Origin of the sequence: Neisseria sp. HMSC055H02 (genome assembly GCF_001813335.1) — a bacterium.
Classification (GTDB): Bacteria; Pseudomonadota; Gammaproteobacteria; order Burkholderiales; family Neisseriaceae; genus Neisseria; species Neisseria sicca_C.
Genome location: NZ_KV812125.1, coordinates 8844 through 27853 on the forward strand (window position 1 = coordinate 8844; position 19010 = coordinate 27853).

Annotated in this window: 24 protein-coding genes and 1 riboswitch; of the genes, 2 read left to right on the forward strand and 22 right to left on the reverse strand. The window is 49.3% G+C overall.

Translation table 11 applies throughout. The features are described 5' to 3' along the window. Positions 1 to 49: 49 nt before the first annotated feature. Positions 50 to 589 (forward strand): DUF924 family protein, encoded by a 540-nt coding sequence (locus tag HMPREF2907_RS10010; protein ID WP_070682590.1) that lies wholly within the window; start codon positions 50 to 52, stop codon positions 587 to 589. Between the two features lie 68 nt (positions 590 to 657). Here the strand turns inward: HMPREF2907_RS10010 and HMPREF2907_RS10015 are convergent, their stop codons facing one another. The 7 genes from HMPREF2907_RS10015 to HMPREF2907_RS10045 form a co-directional block, all read right to left on the reverse strand. Beyond that, entirely contained in the window at positions 658 to 885 is a 228-nt protein-coding gene (locus HMPREF2907_RS10015; RefSeq protein ID WP_070682591.1) for a SlyX family protein, read from the reverse strand. After that, a complete protein-coding gene (locus tag HMPREF2907_RS10020) occupies positions 886 to 2259 on the reverse strand; it encodes a Na+/H+ antiporter family protein (RefSeq protein ID WP_070682592.1) in 1374 nt (457 codons plus the stop codon). Between the two features lie 500 nt (positions 2260 to 2759). Next, positions 2760 to 3956 (reverse strand): hypothetical protein, encoded by a 1197-nt coding sequence (locus HMPREF2907_RS10025; protein WP_070682593.1) that lies wholly within the window; start codon positions 3954 to 3956, stop codon positions 2760 to 2762. Positions 3957 to 3968: 12 nt separating this feature from the next. Beyond that, positions 3969 to 6758, reverse strand: a complete 2790-nt coding sequence (gene polA / locus HMPREF2907_RS10030) for a DNA polymerase I (RefSeq protein WP_070682594.1) — start codon at positions 6756 to 6758, stop codon at positions 3969 to 3971. 312 nt (positions 6759 to 7070) lie between these two features. Next, positions 7071 to 7859, reverse strand: a complete 789-nt coding sequence (locus tag HMPREF2907_RS10035; RefSeq protein ID WP_049225601.1) for a thiazole synthase — start codon at positions 7857 to 7859, stop codon at positions 7071 to 7073. Positions 7860 to 7918: 59 nt separating this feature from the next. Next, the gene (thiS, locus tag HMPREF2907_RS10040; protein WP_003776314.1) at positions 7919 to 8113 is read right to left on the reverse strand and encodes a sulfur carrier protein ThiS; all 195 of its coding nucleotides are present in this window, start codon (positions 8111 to 8113) and stop codon (positions 7919 to 7921) included. A gap of 30 nt (positions 8114 to 8143) precedes the next feature. Next, a complete protein-coding gene (locus HMPREF2907_RS10045; protein ID WP_070682595.1) occupies positions 8144 to 8497 on the reverse strand; it encodes a winged helix-turn-helix transcriptional regulator in 354 nt (117 codons plus the stop codon). Positions 8498 to 8601: 104 nt separating this feature from the next. On the opposite strand from HMPREF2907_RS10045, the gene HMPREF2907_RS10050 reads away from it, so the two are divergent. Further along, positions 8602 to 9621 carry a zinc-binding alcohol dehydrogenase family protein gene (locus HMPREF2907_RS10050; RefSeq protein WP_060975574.1) on the forward strand — a complete coding sequence of 340 codons (1020 nt, stop codon included), beginning with the start codon at positions 8602 to 8604 and terminating at the stop codon, positions 9619 to 9621. A 115-nt stretch (positions 9622 to 9736) separates the two neighbouring features. On the opposite strand, the gene thiE is transcribed toward HMPREF2907_RS10050, so the two are convergent. The 15 genes from thiE to rpsE all read right to left on the reverse strand — a co-directional run bounded on the left by thiE (position 9737) and on the right by rpsE (position 18994). After that, complete coding sequence (gene thiE / locus HMPREF2907_RS10055; protein ID WP_060975575.1) at positions 9737 to 10354, reverse strand: thiamine phosphate synthase; 618 nt, start codon at positions 10352 to 10354, stop codon at positions 9737 to 9739. Between the two features lie 16 nt (positions 10355 to 10370). Further along, positions 10371 to 11018, reverse strand: coding sequence for a nuclease-related domain-containing protein (locus HMPREF2907_RS10060; protein ID WP_070682596.1), 648 nt, complete (start codon positions 11016 to 11018; stop codon positions 10371 to 10373). A 143-nt stretch (positions 11019 to 11161) separates the two neighbouring features. Continuing rightward, positions 11162 to 11620 carry a methyltransferase family protein gene (locus HMPREF2907_RS10065; protein ID WP_070682597.1) on the reverse strand — a complete coding sequence of 153 codons (459 nt, stop codon included), beginning with the start codon at positions 11618 to 11620 and terminating at the stop codon, positions 11162 to 11164. Between the two features lie 51 nt (positions 11621 to 11671). Beyond that, positions 11672 to 12766, reverse strand: a complete 1095-nt coding sequence (locus HMPREF2907_RS10070; protein ID WP_070682598.1) for an FAD-dependent oxidoreductase — start codon at positions 12764 to 12766, stop codon at positions 11672 to 11674. A gap of 107 nt (positions 12767 to 12873) precedes the next feature. After that, positions 12874 to 12983, reverse strand: a riboswitch (TPP riboswitch). Positions 12984 to 13285: 302 nt separating this feature from the next. Continuing rightward, positions 13286 to 13663, reverse strand: a complete 378-nt coding sequence (gene rplQ, locus HMPREF2907_RS10075; RefSeq protein WP_070682599.1) for a 50S ribosomal protein L17 — start codon at positions 13661 to 13663, stop codon at positions 13286 to 13288. A gap of 24 nt (positions 13664 to 13687) precedes the next feature. Beyond that, positions 13688 to 14674 carry a DNA-directed RNA polymerase subunit alpha gene (locus HMPREF2907_RS10080; RefSeq protein ID WP_070682600.1) on the reverse strand — a complete coding sequence of 329 codons (987 nt, stop codon included), beginning with the start codon at positions 14672 to 14674 and terminating at the stop codon, positions 13688 to 13690. Between the two features lie 25 nt (positions 14675 to 14699). Further along, complete coding sequence (gene rpsD, locus HMPREF2907_RS10085; protein WP_070682601.1) at positions 14700 to 15320, reverse strand: 30S ribosomal protein S4; 621 nt, start codon at positions 15318 to 15320, stop codon at positions 14700 to 14702. Between the two features lie 15 nt (positions 15321 to 15335). After that, positions 15336 to 15731, reverse strand: coding sequence for a 30S ribosomal protein S11 (gene rpsK / locus HMPREF2907_RS10090; RefSeq protein ID WP_002216249.1), 396 nt, complete (start codon positions 15729 to 15731; stop codon positions 15336 to 15338). A gap of 19 nt (positions 15732 to 15750) precedes the next feature. Then, complete coding sequence (rpsM, locus tag HMPREF2907_RS10095) at positions 15751 to 16113, reverse strand: 30S ribosomal protein S13 (protein WP_003749295.1); 363 nt, start codon at positions 16111 to 16113, stop codon at positions 15751 to 15753. Positions 16114 to 16178: 65 nt separating this feature from the next. Then, on the reverse strand, positions 16179 to 16292 hold the full coding sequence (gene rpmJ / locus HMPREF2907_RS12210) for a 50S ribosomal protein L36 (RefSeq protein WP_003697674.1): 114 nt from the start codon (positions 16290 to 16292) through the stop codon (positions 16179 to 16181). A 19-nt stretch (positions 16293 to 16311) separates the two neighbouring features. Next, positions 16312 to 16530 carry a translation initiation factor IF-1 gene (gene infA, locus HMPREF2907_RS10100; protein WP_002215452.1) on the reverse strand — a complete coding sequence of 73 codons (219 nt, stop codon included), beginning with the start codon at positions 16528 to 16530 and terminating at the stop codon, positions 16312 to 16314. Between the two features lie 4 nt (positions 16531 to 16534). Next, on the reverse strand, positions 16535 to 17848 hold the full coding sequence (gene secY / locus HMPREF2907_RS10105) for a preprotein translocase subunit SecY (protein WP_070682652.1): 1314 nt from the start codon (positions 17846 to 17848) through the stop codon (positions 16535 to 16537). A gap of 13 nt (positions 17849 to 17861) precedes the next feature. Continuing rightward, entirely contained in the window at positions 17862 to 18296 is a 435-nt protein-coding gene (rplO, locus tag HMPREF2907_RS10110) for a 50S ribosomal protein L15 (RefSeq protein ID WP_036492727.1), read from the reverse strand. Between the two features lies 1 nt (position 18297). Further along, entirely contained in the window at positions 18298 to 18483 is a 186-nt protein-coding gene (rpmD, locus tag HMPREF2907_RS10115) for a 50S ribosomal protein L30 (RefSeq protein ID WP_003759717.1), read from the reverse strand. Next, positions 18476 to 18994, reverse strand: a complete 519-nt coding sequence (gene rpsE / locus HMPREF2907_RS10120) for a 30S ribosomal protein S5 (protein WP_003684704.1) — start codon at positions 18992 to 18994, stop codon at positions 18476 to 18478. The genes rpmD and rpsE overlap by 8 nt, the downstream gene beginning before the upstream one ends. Between the last annotated feature and the right edge of the window lie 16 nt (positions 18995 to 19010).

Below are 19010 nucleotides of genomic sequence, written 5' to 3' on the forward strand. Positions count from 1 at the left end.
TACTGGTTTAAAGTTAATCCACTATAATCCTCTATTGCAAGGAATGTTCATGATACCCCAAACCGTCTTAGACTTCTGGTTTACCGAAGAAAACCGTCCTTTTCTGTTTGCCAAAAACGATGGATTCGATGCCGAGATTCGCGCGCGATTTTTTGATGTCTGGCAACAGGCGGCCCGTGGCGAGCTTGCACACTGGCGCGACACCCTGCAAGGCAGGCTCGCCGAAATCATCCTGCTCGACCAATTCTCGCGCAACCTGTTTCGCAACAGCTCCCAAGCATTTGCCCAAGATTTAGCCGCTCTCATCCTTGCCCAAGAAGCCGTCCGTCAGCCCAGTTTCGCCGACCTCCTATCGCACGAACGCCATTTCATGCTCATGCCGTTGATGCACAGCGAAAGTCAAGTTGTCCACGAACAAGCCGTTCCTCTGTTTGAACGCTATACCGACGGACACGCATTGGATTTTGAAATCAAACACAAAGTCATCATCGACCGCTTCGGACGCTATCCGCACCGCAATGCCGTATTGGGACGTGAAAGCACGGAGGAAGAGGCGGAATTTTTGAAGCAGGAAGGTTCGTCATTTTAATTTGGGTTTCAAAATTTGAAGGTCGTCTGAAAACCATTTTTCAGACGACCTTCTTTCATATTCTCGCTTCAATAATGTGGCGGAATTTCATCACGCAGGCTGTAAGGTTCGCGCTCTCCGTTTGCGCCTTTATCCTGCATTTTCTGATAAAGCAGCCTCAACTGCGCCTGCTGCAAATCCAGCGTCTGCTGCATTTTCGCCACCGTATCGTTCAGGCTGCCGATTAAGTCTTCCTGAAGCGCGGTTTGGATTTCCAGCTCGGCGATGCGGTGTTCCAATTCGTCCATTTCACTCATTTACAGCACCATCGCGGCAATCCAGCCGGCAATCATCAGCGGGATATTGTAGTGGATAAAGGTTGGGATGACGGAGTCACGGATGTGGTCGTGTTGTCCGTCGGCGTTCAAACCCATGGTCGGACCGAGCGTCGAGTCGGACGCGGGCGAACCGGCATCGCCCAATGCGCCCGCCGTACCAACGATGGCGACGGTTGCCAGCGGCGAGAAGCCGAGGCTGATACACAACGGCACATAAATTGCGGTAATGATCGGCAAAGTAGAGAAAGAAGAGCCGATGCCCATGGTGACCAACAATCCGACAAACAACATGGCAAATGCCGCCATGCCTTTATTGCTGCCGAAAAGTTGCATACTGTGTTCGACCAGCGGTTTGATTTCGCCTGTCGCGGTCATGACTGCCGCAAAGCCTTGCGCCGCAATCATGATGAAACCGACCATCGCCATCATTTTGATGCCTTCGCCGAACACATCGCTGGCAGCATCTCGGTTCATCACGCCGAGCATCATAAAGACAGCAAAACCCAGCATCGCGCCCAAAACCAGCGAATCTTCATACATCAACTGAATCGCAAAGCACACGCCGATTGCCACTGCCGCCACCAGACTGCGGTAAGCCGAAGGCTGGGGCTGTTCGGATGCTTCGCGGTTGTCTTCCGTATCGACGGTATTGGTTTGATAAATGCGTGATTTGCGGTAGTGGACAAACGCCGCCAGCAGCCCCGCCACCATACCCAAAGCAGGAATCGCCATCGCGTGCATGACGCTGATGCCTTTTACGTCCCCGCCCGCAGATTTGATGTTGCCCAAGAGGATGTCGTTTAAGAAAATTGCGCCGAAGCCGAAGGGCAGGAACATATAAGTCGTAACCAATCCGAACGTAATCACGCAAGTAATCAATCGACGGTCGACTTTCAAACGGTTAAACACCAGCAAAAGCGGCGGAATAATCATCGGGATGAAGGCAATATGGATAGGCACAACGTTTTGACTCATGATGCCCATCGCCAGAATAATCAGCAGCAGCGTCCATTTCACCGAACTCTCGCCTTTCGCGGCATCCTGACTGTTGTTGAGTTTGCGGATAATGCCGCCCGCAAGCTGCTGCGGCAGCCCCGAATAGGTAATCGCCATCGCAAACGCACCGAGCATCGCATAAGACAAAGAAATCCGCGCGCCGCCCTTCAAGCCTTCGTTAAACACGGGAATAATCCCCGACTGCGTTACATTGCCCGCCGTATCCACGATGTTTTCCAGCGGCATTCCCGCCACCAGTCCGCCGACGAACGCACCGACAGTCAGGCTCAATACGACGTGTACCCGCGATAGCGACAACACGAGCATAACGATTACTGCAACCACTACGGCATTCATGCCTTTTCTCCGTTTCAGACGACCTGTCGGCCATCTATTTATATATTAAAAGAAACATCATAACCTAACATGATTTAACACGCTAGGGCAAACCGCCTTTCAACCGACCCGCCCTACCCCGCACCCAAAATAAAGGTCGTCTGAAAACGAGAGAAACCAGTTTTCAGACGACCTCGGATAGTTTTTGGGTTTCAACTACCGCGTGCATGCGTACCGTACACACCTACACCCGATGCCCGGTTTCAACCGTCAGATTCTCGAATCTGACGGCTTTTGAGATGGCAGGCTTTTGTCGAATACAAGTATCCGGCCTACGGCTGACTGTCCATCTTTTCAGACGACCTTGGATGGGTTTTGGGGTTCAACAACCGCATGCGTGCGTACCGCACACACCCTACACCCGATGCCCAGTTTCAGTAGGTCAGATTCTCGAATCTGACGGCTTTTGAGATGGTAGGCTTTTGTCGGATACAAGTATCCGACTATGGGTATACAAAAAACTACAATTTATTGTTTTTAAATAAATTTTCAATGGATAGATTAAATCCACCATCAGGTTTTCCTAAAATCGCATCATAAAGAACTACACTCAACTCTGATTGTGGCAAATTGAAATCACGCTTATATGGTGTTATTTCCCATCCTTCTGCCTCAGCTCTTTCCCCATACCTTTGAACTGCCCCCGGAATCAAATTAGCTGCTTGTTTTTTAGAAATCTGACGTTTTTGGTATTCATCTGATGCATATCTACAAGCCCTATAAATAAAATTATACATTTGAGCTACGGAATATTTTTGGAGAAGCTTATTGAATACCGCTTTTGTTTTTTCTCCTGGAGAAAAAACAAAATGACGTGCTGTCAATTGATAATCCAAATAAGCTAAACATTCCTGTAATGCAACTTCTTCACAGAGCTGTTTTATCTCTAAAGAGTATGTATCAAAAAACTCTGGCATACAGACTATTTCTCCAATCATTGACTGAAGAGAAGAAATATTTTCCTTAGAATTTATCAACCAAATTACTTCAGTTATAGAAAAGCTGAAAGATCCGTCATCATGAAAATTAAAAGCTGATAGATTGCTACTGGGGTCAATCAAAAGTATGTTGTCCCTGTATAACTGCCTAAGGATTTCAATACTGTAATTTTCATTTGGCGTAAATCTTATTCCATAAATATCGGAATAAGCTTGTAGTTCGGACAATTCCTCATTTGCAGAAAATCTTATTAGTGTAAAAAGAAAAATAATCTGCTTTAGAGAAGCTTCCGAAAAATCAAAAAGATGATGTTCCAAGCTAAATGAAACATCATTAATCAATTGCGCTCTCTGCTTTCTTTCCTTTTCTGTTTTTTCTAATTCTTTTTTCTTCTCCTCTTCCTGTTTTTCATATAAAAACTGTTGCTGTTGTTTCGCTCTGCACTCCATACAGATCATATTGTTTTTTTTAATAAGCTTATAAAATTCGGTTCGATTATGGCAAACATGTTGTTTTCCACAGGAAATACAAACCGTGTCAGAAATATAAGCAATACATGATTCTTTCACCATTTTGTATAGAGTAGGGGTATTAATTCCATATTGCCCTGACAATTCTTTTACATCATAGATAAAATGACCATCTTTGTTAATTTGCCAATAATTTTGGCACAGGGCTTTAATGGTTTCGTCATTATTCAAAAATTCCAAATAAATCATCGTTATTCCTCTTCAATGCGCCTCTTCCCAATTCATCCCCACGCCAACCTCCGCCACCAGCGGCACTTTCAACATCCCTTCATCTACTTTCGCCATAATCTGCGGCAGTTTTTCTTTCACTGAATCCAGTTCGGCTTCAGGTACTTCCAGCACCAGTTCATCATGCACCTGCATAATCAGTTTGCTTTGTAAGAAGTCGTCTGAAAGCCAGCGGGACACGTCTATCATGGCGCGTTTGATGAGGTCGGAGGCGGTGCCTTGCATGGGGGCGTTGATGGCGGCGCGTTCGGCTCCGGCGCGGGCGTTGGCGTTTTTGTTGCGGATGTCGGGCAGGTAGAGGCGGCGGCCGAACAGGGTTTCGACGAAGCCTTGGGCAGCGGCTTGTTCTTTGGTGCGCTGCATGTATTCGGCGACGCCGGGGTAGCGGGCGAAGTAGCGGTCGATGAAGGTTTTGGCGGACAGGTTGTCTATGCCCAGCGATTTGGCGAGGCCGTATTGGCCCATGCCGTAAATCAGGCCGAAGTTGATGGTTTTGGCGTAGCGGCGTTGTTCGGACGAGACGTTTTCGGGAGCGATGCCGAATACTTCGGCGGCGGTGCGGCGGTGTACGTCTTCGCCGTTTTGGAACGCGGCAATGAGGGTTTTGTCGCCGGAGAGGTGCGCCATGATGCGCAGCTCGATTTGGGAATAGTCGGCGGAAACGATGACGTTGCCTTGCGGTGCGGTGAAGGCGCGGCGCACGCGGCGGCCTTCGGCGGTGCGGATGGGAATGTTTTGCAGGTTGGGGTTGTTGCTGGCGAGGCGGCCGGTGATGGCGACGGCTTGGGCGTAGGTGGTATGCACGCGGCCGTCTTTTGGGGAAATCATTTCGGGCAGTTTGTCGGTGTAGGTGGATTTGAGTTTCGCCAGGCTGCGGTTTTGCAGGATGATTTTGGGCAGGGGGTAGTCGGGCGCGAGCTGTTCGAGCACGGCTTCGTTGGTGGAAATGCCGCCTTTGGCGGTTTTTTTCAGACCTTTGGTGGGGATGCCCATTTTGTCGAACAGGATTTCTTGAAGCTGTTTGGGCGAGTTGAGGTTGAACGGCTGTCCGGCGGCGGCGTAGGCTTCTTGTTCGAGCTTCATCAGCTCAGCGCCGAGTTCGGCGCTTTGGCGGGCGAGTTCGGCGCGGTCGATTTGCACGCCGTTGCGTTCCATTTCAAACAATACCTGCACGACGGGCAGCTCCATTTTTTCATACATTTCAAGCTGTTTGGCGTCCATTTGTGCGCGCAGGTGCGCTTCGAGGCGCAGGGCGAAATCGGCGTCTTGGGCGGCGTATTCGGTCGCCTGCCCGATGGCGACGTCGGCAAAACCGATTTGCTTCGCACCTTTGCCACACAACGATTCGTAGGTAATGGTTTCCAAGCCGAGCCAGCGTTCGGACAATTCGTCCAAGCCATGTCCCAGATGGCTCTCGATGATGTAGGAAGCGAGCATGGCGTCGCCGGCAATGCCGTTCAGCGCAATGCCGTAGTTGGCGAAAACGTGTTGGTCGTATTTGAGGTTTTGCCCGATTTTTTTCAGGGCTGGGTTTTCCAAATGCGGTTTCAGACGGCCTAATACGTCTTGCAAATCAAGCTGTTCTGGCGCGGCGGTCAGGCTGTGGCCTACGGGGATGTAAACCGCTTCGCCCGCTTGGAACGCAATGCTGATGCCGACCAGCGCGGCGTTCATCGCGTCTAGGGACGTGGTTTCCGTATCGATGCCGATTTTGTCCGCCTGCGACAGTCTGTCCAACAAAGCGGCAAACTGCGCTTCGGTAGTAATGGCTTGATAATCCAGCTTTTCGGGAGCCGGGGCATGTTCTATGATTTTTTCAGACGACGTTTCCATGTCCAAAGCCGCCTGTTCGCCTATCGTATCGCTGCCGAACAAATCGCCGTCCGCCGCTTCGTGCATACGGCTTTCCGCTTCTTTCAGCCAAGTGCGGAAGCCCCAGCGTTTGAAATCGACCGCAAGCTGCGACCATTTCGGCGAAGTGCGGCGCAGGCTTTCGAGGCCGTCTGAAAGCTCGGTGTGCAAGTCCACATCGGTTTTAATCGTCACCAAATCATACGAAAGCGGCAGTTGGGGCAGCGCGGCTTGCAGGTTTTCGCCGACCTTGCCCTTGATTTCCGCAGCGTGCTCCATCACGCCAACCAGCGAGCCGTAGGCTTCCAGCCACTTCACCGCTGTTTTCGGGCCGCACTTCTCCACGCCCGGCACATTGTCCACCTTGTCGCCCATCAGCGCGAGATAATCGCGGATTTGGTCGGGGCGCACGCCGAATTTTTCCTTCACGCCTTCAATGTCCAGCGTTTCTCCGCTCATCGTGTTCACCAGCGTCACGCGCTCGTTTACCAACTGCGCCATGTCCTTATCGCCGGTGGACACCACCACGTTCCAACCCGCTTCGCCGGCCATCGCCGCCAGCGTGCCGATAACGTCGTCCGCTTCCACTTGCGGAATCACCAGCACCCGCCAGCCCATCAACCGCACCAAATCCGGCAAGGCTTCCGCCTGCGGGCGCAAATCGTCCGGCATCGGCGGGCGCGTCGCCTTGTAGTCGGGGAACATCTCGTGGCGGAAATTCTTGCCCTTCGCATCAAACACCACCGCGCAATAATCGTGCACATAATCCGCCCGCAGCCGGCGCAGCATGTTCAACACGCCGTAAAGCGCACCCGTCGGCGCACCGTCAGGCGCAGACAACTGCGCCATCGCGTGATAAGCGCGGTAGAGATAAGAAGAGCCGTCAACGAGAAGGAGAGTGGGTTTGGACATAGCGAACCTGCTTGAAATAAGTGAAAAATAGATGGACGGATTATAAAGGAAAAGGCAAGAGGTCGTCTGAAAGCAAGTTTTCATGGCATAACACGTTCCACTCAAAACGCCCTCCCCTTTCTATAGTGGATTAACTTTAAACCAGTACGGCGTTGCCTCGCCCTTACCGTACTATCTGTACTGTCTGCGGCTTCGTCGCCTTGTCCTGATTTAAATTTAATCCACTATACATCCATACCGTTAGACATTGCCGTAAAAAAGGTCGTCTGAAATTTCAGCCGACCTTTTCATATACCCGCAACACGCTATTCGTCAATATTCCGCCGAATGCCAAAACGGCTGCCCTACGGTCGGCGTACTTGCTTGCGCTTTGGTGCGCGCCTCGACCGGTTCGGCTTCAAATGCCAGCCGTCCGGATTCGACGGCGAGTGCGAAGGCGCGCGCCATGTTGACGGGGTCGCCGCTGCGGGAAACGGCGGTGTTCAGCAATACGCCGTCAAAACCCCATTCCATCACTTGCGCCGCCTGCGAGGGCAAACCCAAGCCCGCGTCGATAATCAGCGGCGTGTCGGGCAGGCGTTCGCGCAGGACGTTCAGTGCATAGGCGTGAACCGCGCCCAAACCCGTGCCGATCGGCGCCGCCCACGGCATTAACGCCTGACAGCCCGCGTCGAGCAGGCGGCGGCAGGCAATCAGGTCTTCGGTGCAATAAGGCAGCACTTTGAAGCCGTCTTTAATCAGGATTTCCGCCGCTTCAACAAGCTGGAAGACGTCGGGCTGCAACGTGTCGTCGTCGCCGATGAGCTCGAGTTTGATCCAATCGGTTTCAAATACTTCCCGCGCCATCTGCGCCGTCGTTACCGCTTCCTGCACGCTTTGGCAGCCTGCTGTGTTCGGCAGCACGGGGACGCCGCTTTCTTCCAACAGCGACCAAAACCCCTGACCGTGCGCCTCGCCTCCGCTTCCCGCACGACGCAGCGAGACGGTAATCATCGCGGGGCGGGCGGTTTGGACGGATTGTTTGAGGATTTCGGGCGTCGGGTAGGCAGCCGTGCCGAGCAGCAGCCGTGAAGGGAAAGTTTCTCCGTATAGGGTGAGCATGATGGGTTCCTTTGTAAGGTTGTTTTGGGGACAGGGGTCGTCTGAAAAGGCAAAACCGCCTAGCCGCCGACCACCGGCCGCACAATATCGACTTTGTCGTTTTCGTTCAAAACCGTTTCCGCATATGCGCCTTTGGCGACGAATCCGGTATTTACCGCGACGGCAAAAGGCTTTTGCGGCGCGGTTTGAGCGATGAGGTCGGCAACGGTTGTGCCGTGAAGTTCGGCGGGTTTACCGTTTAAGATGATGTTCATAGTTTCTCGATATTTCGTAGGTAAGTTTCTTTATTCGCGATGCGCCTGCCCTTGCTTGAACCCGTCGCCCCATTCCTTCAATGCCGTCAGCACGGGGGCAAGCGTTTTGCCGTAGTCGGTCAGGCGGTATTCCACTCGTGGCGGGACTTCGGGATACACAGTACGCAAAATGATGCCGTCGGCCTCCAATGCGCGCAGTTGCGCGGTCAGCGTGCGTTGCGACACATCGGGCAGGATGCGGCGGATTTGGTTGAAGCGCAGCGTACCGTCCGTGTGCAGGCGGTAGAGTATCGTGCCTTTCCATTTGCCGCCGATAACGGAAAGCGCGGCTTCCACCGAGCAGCCTTCGGCGCAGTCGTAGCTTGGGTGCGGTGTGCGTGGCATGGCAGTATCCTTTATGTAACTATCTGAAAAATAAGTGCGTTCTTGTTAATGGTGTGCTTCAGGCGCATGATACACGCTTTCAGACGACCTAACAGGAGAACATCATGAAAGCCATCGGCTTCACCCGCCCTTTGCCCGTTTCCAACCCTGAAGCCCTGCTCGACATCGAAATGCCCGAACCCGAACTGCGGCCGCACGATATTTTGGTTGCCGTGCAGGCGGTTTCAGTCAATCCTGTCGATGTGAAAGTTCGGGCGGCGCATACGCCTGCGGCAGGGCAGTACCGCGTATTGGGTTACGACGCGGCAGGCATTGTTCAGGCGGTCGGTAGCGAAGTGCGGAATTTCAAAGTCGGCGACGAAGTGTATTACGCGGGCGCCATCAACCGCCAAGGTTCGAACGCTCAATTACAAGCGGTGGACGCGCGCATTGCCGCCAAAAAGCCGCGTTCGCTGGATTTTGCCCAAGTCGCCGCGCTGCCACTGACGGCGATTACCGCATGGGAAACGCTGTTCGACCGCTTGGACGTCAACAAACCCGTGGCAGGCGGCGCAAATGTGCTGCTTTTAATCGGCGGCGCAGGTGGGGTCGGCTCGCTTGCCATCCAGTTTCTGAAAAAGCTGACTGACATTCAAGTCATCGCCACCGCCTCCCGCCCCGAAAGCCGCGCGTGGGTGAAGGAATTGGGGGCGGATTTCGTCATCAACCATCATGAAAACATGGCGGAACAGGTTGCCGCGTTAAATATCGGCGCGCCATCGTTTGTTTTTTCCACTAACCATACCGACCGCCATCTGCCGCAAATCGTGGAACTCATCGCCCCGCAAGGCAGAATCGCGCTGATTGACGACCCCGAAACGTTGGACGTGAACCCGCTCAAAGGCAAAAGCCTGTCGCTGCATTGGGAATTTATGTTTACCCGCCCGCTACGCGAAACGGCAGACATCGAACGGCAGGGCGAAATCCTGGCCGAAACCGCGCGGCTGGTGGATGAAGGCATCATCCGCCCGACCGCCACCCAAGTCCTGCACGGCATCAATGCTGCTAACCTGCGCCGCGCACATGAGATGCTGGAACGCGGGGATATGGTCGGCAAACTGGTGGTGGAAGGCTGGGACAACTGAATCCGCCGATTATTTTTACGCCGTTATGCCCGCTTCTGCCTGTATGGCATCCGAAATGACGGCAATCGAATATCCTAATTGAGCAGGTCGTCTGAAATTTGGCTTTCAGACGACCTTATTCATCCCACAAAGCCTGAAAAGCTTTAACCACCGCTTCGGGATTTTCCGCTTCGGTAACGGCGCGGACGACGGCGAGTGAGGAAACGCCGGTGGCAAGGACGGCTTGGGCGTTGTTTAAATCGATGCCGCCGATGGCGACGACGGGCGTGCTGCCTGCCTGTTTCACATATTCGCGCAGTTTGTCCAAGCCTTGCGGGGCGGTGGGCATTTGCTTGGTTGTGGTCGGGAAAATCGCGCCGCTGGCGACGTAGCTGGGATGTACGGACAGGGCGCGGTCGAGTTCGGCGACGGAGTGCGTACTTAAACCCAAACGCAAACCAGCGGCGGCGATGGCGGCAAGGTCGGCGGTGTCCATGTCTTCCTGTCCGAGATGCACGCCGTATGCGCCCGCTTCTATTGCCTCGCGCCAGTGGTCGTTGATGAAAAGCTGCGTGCGGCGGCCCTGACAGGCGGCGACGCAGCGGGCGATTTCGCGTTTCAATTCATCGCCGTGCAGGGTTTTGCAGCGCAGTTGCACCGTGTCGGCACCTGCTTTGACCATGCGCTCCACCCAATCGGCGGTGGGAACGACAGCGTAGAATTTGAGCGGGGATTTTAGGGGCGGGAAGGTCATGGGGTGTCCTTTTAAGTTATCGCTGATGACGTTCTTGCAGGCGTTCGGTATGCGCCCGCAGTTTTTCGTCATCGGCTTGGTATTCGTTTGAAGACAGCACGGCGGTTGCCGCTTCTATTTCCTGTGGCAGCAATAAGGTCGTCTGAAAACGTCTGATATAGGATGCTGCCTGTCTGATACGGCAGACATTCGGCGGCATTTGCGTTTTCAATTCACAATCACCGAGAAAAACCACCATCGAATGAAATTTTTCTTCCGACAGTTGCAGCAGTTCGGATAATGCCTTGATGTGTGCGTAATTTTGGCGCAACGGATTTTGAAAGTAGTGTTTCTGCTTATAGACGACTTGCGTCCATTTCGATTGCTTCTCGCTGCCGAAAATCCAACCTGTGTAATTCTTGGTTTCTATGACAAATATCCCAAAAGCCGAAACATAAATATGGTCGATTTGCGTCGTGCCGCTGCGGGATGGAATAATCAAATCGTGAAATTCGATATAGGTTTCTTCATCCAAATCTTTTCCGATTACTGAACGGACTGCCCGTTCGCCTATGCGTCCTTTCACTTTGGGATTTTGGAGCAGCGCTTTCAAAAAAAGCAGGGGAATGACGAGCAGGAAAATCCAAAATATACCTGACAGGTTTCCCATTGCTTGTTCAATCATGACGTTTTCCTTTTTGTTTTATTGTTTAAGTTAAGGTGAGCAGCTTGGTATAGCCATCTAATGGGGTCGTCTGAAAACATCGAGTATTCACATTCATACCGTAAAGTAGAAGACGGATGACACTTGATGGGAAGCTTCCACTTTTATAACCAACGGCGAACGCGCCGACAGTAAGACTCGTACTCTGCACCGAATTTCTGCGCCAAAACGCGTTCTTCTGGCATGATTTGAAAACGCGTCATATAGGCAACAAATGCAGCCAAAAACAACCACGGCAGCGGGTGCGCCAAATAGCCCGCCCAGGCGACCAGCCAGCAGCCCAGACCCGCATACATCGGGTTGCGGCTGAAACGGTACACGCCGTCTGAAACGAAGTGTTCAGTTTGTTCGGGGTTGAACGGGCTGACGGTCGTGCGCACACGGCGAAACGCCCACACACCTAATATGCCTAACAAAGTCCCAAACGCCATCAAAACAACCGACAGCAATATAGGAAAGCGCGGCATTATGTCAGCCAACGCCGACACTTGGGCAGAGATGTACATCAACAACGCACAAATAAAACATATCGCCGGCGGCGGAATTTTAGTTTCTAAATTCATATTGTTACCTTTATAAAACGGATAGCGCGACGTTTTCAGACGACCTCAAACTTATTTTTCAATATACGCCAAACCGCTTTCTTCATCACGTTCGGGCGCGTCTTTTCCGTCAAACAGTGCCACTGCCAATCTGACGGCGGCGGCGGTTACGGCGGGGGAAATCATGAAGCCGTGACGGAAAAGGCCGTTGATTTCAATCAGGCGTCGGGCGCGGCTGTAACGAATTTCGGGGTTGTGGTGGTTGAGCGTCGGGCGCAGGCCGGTGGCGATTTCGAGAATGTCGGCTTCGCCGAAGGCGGGGTGGACGGCATAGAGTGCGGATAAAAGTTCCAACCCGGAACGTACGCTGGCTGGGGCTTGGCTTTCGCTTTCGATTTGGGTCGCGCCGATGACGAAGACGTGGTTTTCTTTCGGGGCGATGTAGAGCGGGTAACGCGGGTGCAGCAGGCGCACGGGACGGTTGAGCGTGATTTCGGGCGTATAAACCCGCGCCACTTCGCCACGTATGCCGCGCAAGGTGCTGGTGTGTTCGGGGGATTGGTTCCACGCAGTTTTTGCGCCGTAGCCGCGGCAGTCGATCAGCCAGTCGTATTGGGCTTGCAGGTCTTCGGGGGCACATTCGTGTTCCCAATGGCAAGGGACGTTCATCCCGTCCAAAGCGTCGGCAAGTGCAGACAAGATTTGCTGTCCGTCGAGCTGGCCTTCGGTCGGCAGGTAGATGCCGTCTGAAAAGCGTCCGCCGAGTTGCGGTTCGCGTTTGGCGATGTCGTCGGCGCGCCAACGGACGATTTCGTCATCCGCTACGCCGCCGCGTTTGAGATGGCGGACGAACTCGCTGGATAATGGCTTGTCCTGCCCGTGCCACACAATCAGGCTGCCGTTTTCCTGCATCATGGTCGGCGTTTTCAGACGACCTCGTATGTCGCGCCACAGTGGAATGCTCTGCCTGCCCAGTTTGATGACTTCGGGCGTAGCCTCGACCGCTTCCGCAGCAGGCGCGAGCATGGCGGCGGCAACATAAGCGGCGGCGTGTTCGCCTTTGCGCCCACCCTTGTCAAAGAGGGCAATGGATAAACCTTGTTCTGCAAGTTGTAAAGCAGTCAGACGGCCGCAGAGGCCGCCGCCGAGAATGGCGATACGGGGCATGGTGGATTCCTTTGCAGTGTTTGGGCAGTCGGGAAGACGAAAGACAAGACGGAAGCGGAATCCACCGAATGGCGGGAAATGCGAGAAAGGGAACGGAAGCCTGAAAAGGCGTTTGACAGCTTGTTTCCTACGCAGGCATTACCCCGACAGGTTCTACGGATTCCGCTGTTGCGGTCTCAGCTGTTTGCGGGAACAAGCAGCACTCCGACAAGAAAAATATGAAGTTTATACAGATTTGTTTATTTTGGCAAAAGATCGTCTGAAAATACAAGTTTTCATGAAGTAAAATACTTTAAAAAAGTAATTTTCCAAATCAATCTTGGCACTTTGTCCAAATGAAACGCTCTATTAAAGAAATTTGTTTCAAAACACGAAAATGAAAAACTTCAAACACAAACAAATAACGATAAATAAATAATTACCTAAACTAAAAAATAATTTATAGCATGCAATTCAACATCTTGAATTACCAATAAAAAATGTCATCCGCAATGCGGATGACACTTAATTCCGAAGCAATTATTCGCTAACTGTATTATCAGCTTTATCAACCAATTCAACGAGTGCTAACGGAGCATTATCGCCTTTTCGGAAACCATACTTCAGCACGCGAACATAGCCACCATTTCGGGCAGCAAAGCGTGGACCCAATTCATCAAACAATTTAACCACAACATCACGATCACGAGTGCGGTCAAATGCCAAACGACGGTTTGCCAAGGAAGGTTTTTTACCCAATGTAATCAAGGGTTCTACTACGCGGCGCAATTCTTTAGCTTTAGGCAAAGTTGTCACAATAGTCTCGTGATTCAACAATGAGTTCGCCATATTACGCAGCATTGCAGCACGATGGCTGCTTGTACGGTTTAATTTGCGGTTACCATTACGATGACGCATGTCATTATCCTTTAATCTTCAAACTTACGGCTTTTCTAAGCCTACAGGCGGCCAAGCTTCCAATTTGGAACCTAGTGTCAAGCCTTTAGATGCCAACACTTCTTTGATTTCATTCAAAGACTTACGACCCAAATTCGGAGTTTTAAGAAGCTCTGTTTCAGTACGTTGAATCAAATCGCCAATATAATAAATATCTTCAGCTTTCAGACAATTAGCTGAACGTACAGTTAATTCCAAATCATCTACCGGACGCAGCAGGATAGGATCAATAGGAGAAGCTTTTTCTTCAACTTCTTCTACTGGAGTACCTTGCAAATCAGCAAAGATAGACATTTGATCAATTAAAATACGAGCGGCACTACGTACAGCTTCTTCAGGATCAATAGAACCATCAGTTTCAATATCTAAAACTAACTTATCTAAGTCCGTACGTTGCTCTACACGTGCAGGTTCAACTTCAAAGCTAACACGACTGATGGGCGAAAAGCTCGCATCCAACTGAATTGCACCAATCTGACGGTTTTCATCACGGACGACACGACGACCGGAAACAGATTGGTAGCCACGACCCTGCTCAACTTTGATTTCCATATCAATTTGACCGTTCTCAGCCAAATGACAAATAATATGCTCAGGATTTAAAACTTCCACATCATGTGGCAATTCGATATCACCGGCAACAACTGCTCCGGCACCTGACTTTTTCAAAGTTAACTTAACTTGGCCACGTCCATGCAGCTTAAATACAATACCTTTGACATTCAATAAAATATCGACAACATCTTCTTGAACACCATCAACAGTAGAGTATTCGTGCAACACACCGGAAATGGCCACTTCAGTAGGAGCAAAACCATTCATGGATGACAGTAAGATACGACGCAAAGCATTACCTAAAGTATGACCAAAACCGCGCTCAAACGGCTGCATAGATACTTTTGCACGAGTTGTAGATAAAGTATCGACATCAATTTGACGAGGTTTCAAAAATTCGGTTGTGCTATTTTGCATTTAACTGTCCCTCACTGAGCTAGCATTATTTAGAGTAGAATTCTACCACCAGCTGTTCATTAATATCGCCAGTTAATTCTGAACGATCCGGCATATTTTTAAATACGCCTTCCAATTTGTCTGGATCAACAGAAACCCAGCTTGGCAAACCGATTTGAGTTGCTAAACTTAAAGCTTCCTGGATACGAACTTGTTTTTTAGCTTTCTCACGAACAGCTACAACATCACCTGCTTTAACTTGGAAAGAAGGAATATTTACAACCTGACCGTTAACGGTAATTGCTTTATGAGAAACCAGCTGACGTGCTTCAGCACGGGTCGAGCCAAATCCCATGCGATATACGACATTATCCAAACGAGACTCTAACAATTGCAGCAGCAATTCTCCAGTAGAGCCTTTACGTCGATCTGCTTCTGCAAAATAGCGACGGAATTGACGTTCCAAAACGCCATAAATACGACGAATCTTTTGCTTTTCACGTAGTTGCAAGCCATAGTCAGACAAACGTGGTTTCTTTGCACCATGCTGACCAGGAGCTGAATCAAGTTTACATTTAGAATCCAAAGAACGACGAGCGCTCTTCAAAAATAAATCGGTGCCTTCTCGACGAGCCAATTTACATTTAGGGCCAATATAACGTGCCATGTTTCAATCACTCCTTTAAATACGACGTTTTTTAGGCGGACGGCAACCGTTATGAGGCAACGGAGTAACGTCGGTAATACTGGTAATTTTAAAACCAAGAGCGTTGAGTGCACGTACAGAAGACTCTCGACCGGGACCAGGGCCTTTTATACGAACTTCTAAATTTTTAACGCCATATTCTTGGGCAACTTTACCAGCTGCTTCTGCAGCCACTTGAGCTGCAAACGGTGTACTTTTACGAGAACCTTTAAAACCAGCGCCGCCAGAGGTAGCCCAAGACAATGCATTGCCTTGACGGTCAGTGATTGTAATGATGGTATTGTTGAAAGAAGCATGTACATGCACAATACCTTCGCTTACGGTTTTACGTACTTTTTTGCGTACACGCGAAGCTGTGTTTGCTTTAGCCATTAATAAAATTCCTTAAAAATTATTTTTTACCAGCAATCGCTTTACGCGGACCTTTGCGGGTACGAGCGTTTGTGCGAGTGCGTTGACCACGACAAGGCAAACCTCGACGATGACGGAAACCACGGTAACAACCCATGTCCATCAATCGTTTGATGCTCATCGTTACCTCACGGCGCAAATCGCCTTCCACTTCATACTTGGCAACTTGTTCACGCAAAGCGTCTAATTGAGCCTCGTCCAAATCTTTTGCTTTTGTAGTGGGAGCAATATTTGCTGCCTCGCAAATTAATTTAGCACGAGTAGCACCGATACCATAAATAGCCTGCAAGCCAATTACGATATGTGCATTATTAGGGATATTTACCCCTGCAATACGAGCCATATTTTTTCCTTTAAACGGCAAAGTTCGTCACTATACCACAAAGTCTTGCTAAAAGAAAAGTTCCCTTAACCTTGACGCTGTTTGTGACGAGGATCAGTACAAATTACACGAACCACTCGATTACGACGGATAATCTTACAGTTGCGGCAAATTTTCTTTACAGACGGTTGTACACGCATTATCTTTCCTTATATCGTTTTATCTAGCTCGGAAGACAATCCGAGCTCGAGTTAAATCATAAGGTGTCAGTTCTACCGTCACCTTATCCCCAGGAGAAATCCGGATATAGTGCATACGCATTTTCCCGGAAATATGACCTAATACAATATGGTCATTCTCAAGCTTTACTTTAAAAGTTGCGTTAGGTAGAGTTTCAAGAATCTCCCCCTGCATTTGTATGGTATCTTCTTTAGCCATAATTCTACTTACGTGATAAAGATTTCATATCAAGACCGCTCATTAAACTCTCATATTGCTGAGTCATGCGGTAAGAGTTAATTTGGGTACTAAAGTCCATTGTCACCACGACTAAAATCAGTAAAGATGTACCACCCAAATAAAAAGGAACATTCAAAGCTGTTGTCAAAAATTCTGGAATTAAACAAATAGTTGTAATATATAATGCACCAAACAAAGTGAGGCGCAATACAACCTGCTCCAGATACTGAGAGGTTTGCTTACCAGGTCGAATTCCCGGCACAAAAGCACCGCTTTTCTTCAAATTCTCTGCCATTTCTTTTGGACTAAAAACCAAGGCTGTATAAAAATAGCAGAAGAAAATAATTGTCATTGTAAATAACAAAATATATAAAGCTTGCCCATGCTGAAGCAAACCAGCAATTTTATGCAACAAACTACCGGTATCATTAGAACCAAACCAGCTTAACAACGTGGATGGAAACAAAATAATACTTGACGCAAAAATAGGAGGAATGACGCCTGCCATATTCAACTTAAAGGGCATATGTGTATTAGAACCTTGCATTACACCACTACCAACTTGGCGTTTCGCATAATGCACGGGAACTTTACGCTGTGCACTTTCAAAATATACAACAATATAAATTAATAGCAATGCACCAATAACGATTGACACAGCCGTAGGCATACCAATTGATCCTTGACTCGTTAAAGCTAATAATCTTGCTATACCGGAAGGAATACCGGCAGCGATACCAGCAGTAATAATCAAGGAAATGCCATTCCCAATCCCACGCTCCGTAATCTGCTCACCTAACCACATCAGGAACATTGTACCTGTGACTAAACTCACTACCGTAGAAATATGGAACTCCAAAGAATTAGTGACAACCACACCTTGCTGGAATACAAAGGTAGCTACACCAAAACTCTGTAAGATGGCTAATAGCACTGTACCGTATCTTGTATATTTTGTAATAACTTTTCGACCTGCCTCCCCTTCCTTTTTTAATGCCTTTAAAGAAGGAATAATTTCAGAGGCCAACTGAACAATTATTGATGCTGAAATATATGGCATTATGCCAATTGCGAATATACTAAAGCGCTCTAACGAACCACCAGAAAACATGTTCAACATGCCTAGTATGCCGTTCCCAGCGCTTTCGTATAATTTAGCTAAAGCAACAGCATCTACGCCAGGTACAGGGATATGGGCACCAATACGAAAAACAATTAACGCCCCTAAAAGAAACGTTAGACGTTTTTTCAAATCTCCAAATTTGGACAAGCCTGATAAAGATTGTTGATTAGCCACTATAATGCAAGCCTTATTCTTCCACTTTACCACCAGCAGCTTCAATTGCTGCTTTAGCCCCTTTAGTGGCTTTAATGCCCCTCAGGACAACAGCTTTTGAAAGCACACCAGAGGCAATAACTTTCACATTGGAAACAGTTGTAGGAACCAACCCGGCTTGCTTGAGAACTAATACATCAATCTCATTCACAGCGAGCAAGTTCAATTCACTCAAACGAATCTCAGCATTAGCAGCAGCAGTCAATGACTTAAAACCACGTTTTGGCAGGCGACGTTGTAAAGGCATTTGACCGCCTTCAAAACCTACTTTATGAAAACCACCGGAACGGCTTTTTTGACCTTTATGGCCACGGCCACCGGTTTTACCTAAACCGCTACCAATACCACGACCCACACGACGACGAGCGTGAGTAGCCCCCTCAGCAGGTTGAATAGAATTTAGAAACATATCAAGACTCCACTTTCAACAAGTAGCTGATTTTGTTAATCATACCACGGTTTTCAGGGGTATCTAAAACCTCTACTGTATGCTCACGATGGCGTAAACCTAAACCACGAGCACATGCACGATGAGATTCAATTGTACCAATCAGGCTCTTCACCAATGTAACTTTAATCTTTTTTTGCTCAGTCATGGTTTGCTCCCAAAATGTCTTCTACTGTTAGGCCACGTTTAGCAGCGATATCAGCAGGTGTATATAACTTAGACAAGCCATCTAATGTAGCTCGTACAATGTTATAAGGGTTTGTAGAACCATGCACTTTAGCAGAAATGTTATGAATACCCATAGCATCAAAAACTAAGCGCATAGGACCACCTGCCTTTACACCACTACCTTCTTTAGCGGGTTGCATAAAGACTTTAGTAGCGCCATGACGTCCAATAACCTCATGATGAATCGTACCATTTTTTAGAGGTACTTTAATCATAGAGCGACGAGCCTGATCCATTGCTTTTTGAACAGCTACCGGCACTTCTTTTGACTTACCTTTACCCATACCAATACGACCATCCCCATCACCAACAACAGTTAGCGCAGAGAAAGCCATGATACGACCACCTTTAACTACTTTAGTTACGCGATTAACTGCGACCATTTTTTCAATCAGGCCGTCACCACGTTCTTCAATTTCATGTTTTGCCATCTGAAAGTCTCCAATT